The sequence below is a fragment of the Shigella sp. FC1967 genome (genome assembly GCF_001743005.1).
Taxonomy (GTDB): Bacteria; Pseudomonadota; Gammaproteobacteria; order Enterobacterales; family Enterobacteriaceae; genus Proteus.
The window spans coordinates 1-1,138 of sequence record NZ_MIIZ01001047.1 but is presented as its reverse complement, the minus strand read 5'-3'; the positions used below and the strand labels follow the sequence as shown (position 1 = coordinate 1,138).

The following is a 1,138-nucleotide window of genomic DNA, read 5'->3' as shown; positions in this document are numbered from 1 at the left end:
TCTGCACCTTACTGTCTGCATCCAACCCACCAAATGTGTGGCAAGGCCCAGAAAACGGCTTTTTGCACACTGAGCATCGGTTACTGTTCTTGTTGATGACTCTCGCCAACACCTTTTCAAATTTGTTTTTGTTTAACATCGAGTTCTCCACACAAAGTTACTGGCCGAGCATCCCTGCCAGGGCGGTCTGCTGGCCTTCGCTACAAGGTGCAAATCCGGCAAAAGTACCGGCATTAACCTTGAGCTCATCAAAGCGTCCATCGGTGTCCCGGTAGTACACCTTACGTTTTCCAATTCCACCTTCGAGGTTTGCGGCCAACCAGGCGATCACTGCATCAGCATCGTTCGTAACTGATGCTCCCTGATCCAGATCGACAAGTACCAGGTGGGTGTCAGTCTGGAGTGCTACCTCGAAGGTCGCTCTTACATCAAAAATCACTGATCGCGCTCCTTGTAAAAAGTGGGTATTCGGCACCACCTATCCTATTCCAAAAACTCTACTTTTTCAAAGATACATTTTAATAAGTAGAACAAACCACGCAGACTTTATGATTATTTACTGTAATTATCATAATTACGGTAATACGATAATTTTACAGGTAGCGACAAAACGGTATAATGTCGCGTTGGAACATACTTGCGAGGGATCGGCTTAACAGCGATAGTGGATACATAATGTGCAGGTGCGAGAAATAATATGTATAAGAGCCTTGAAGATCTGATGGCGGGTATTTACGAGATGGCCGCGCCAGATGGCATCATCTGTAACGAGGTTTCCAAATTCCTTGCGACCAACCAAGTCAAGCCGGAAGACATAAGCTCTGGGATCTGGTTTTTCCTGTGGCTGAAATCAGCTCCCAAGGATGCGAAGCCAATCCAAAAAGAAATCCCCGGATTTGGAGTCGTTCTCAACATGCCGACTTATGGCGGAACGCTCAACGAAGCAATCACAGGGTTGATCGAGAACGAGTGCCGTCAAATACAACTCGCTGAGGGACATCCTAGCCTTGAGGCTTGGGTTGAATCGGTATTAGCTGGTCGAGATGACGGAGAGGAAAACGAAGCTGCGGCCAATATCGTGGACTTGCTTAATGGATGTCACGACCTACTGGATACAGCAATAATCAATTACCTTTTT

General features: G+C 46.7%; 2 protein-coding genes. One reads left to right on the top strand and one right to left on the bottom strand.

The window, feature by feature from the left end; genetic code table 11:
* Nucleotides 1–157: 157 nt before the first annotated feature.
* Nucleotides 158–439 (bottom strand): hypothetical protein, encoded by a 282-nt coding sequence (locus BHE89_RS17985; RefSeq protein WP_011872857.1) that lies wholly within the window; start codon nucleotides 437–439, stop codon nucleotides 158–160.
* 258 nt (nucleotides 440–697) lie between these two features.
* Here BHE89_RS17985 and BHE89_RS17980 point away from each other — a divergent pair.
* A partial coding sequence (locus BHE89_RS17980) for a hypothetical protein (protein WP_128860696.1) occupies nucleotides 698–1,138 on the top strand: 441 nt, incomplete at its 3' end.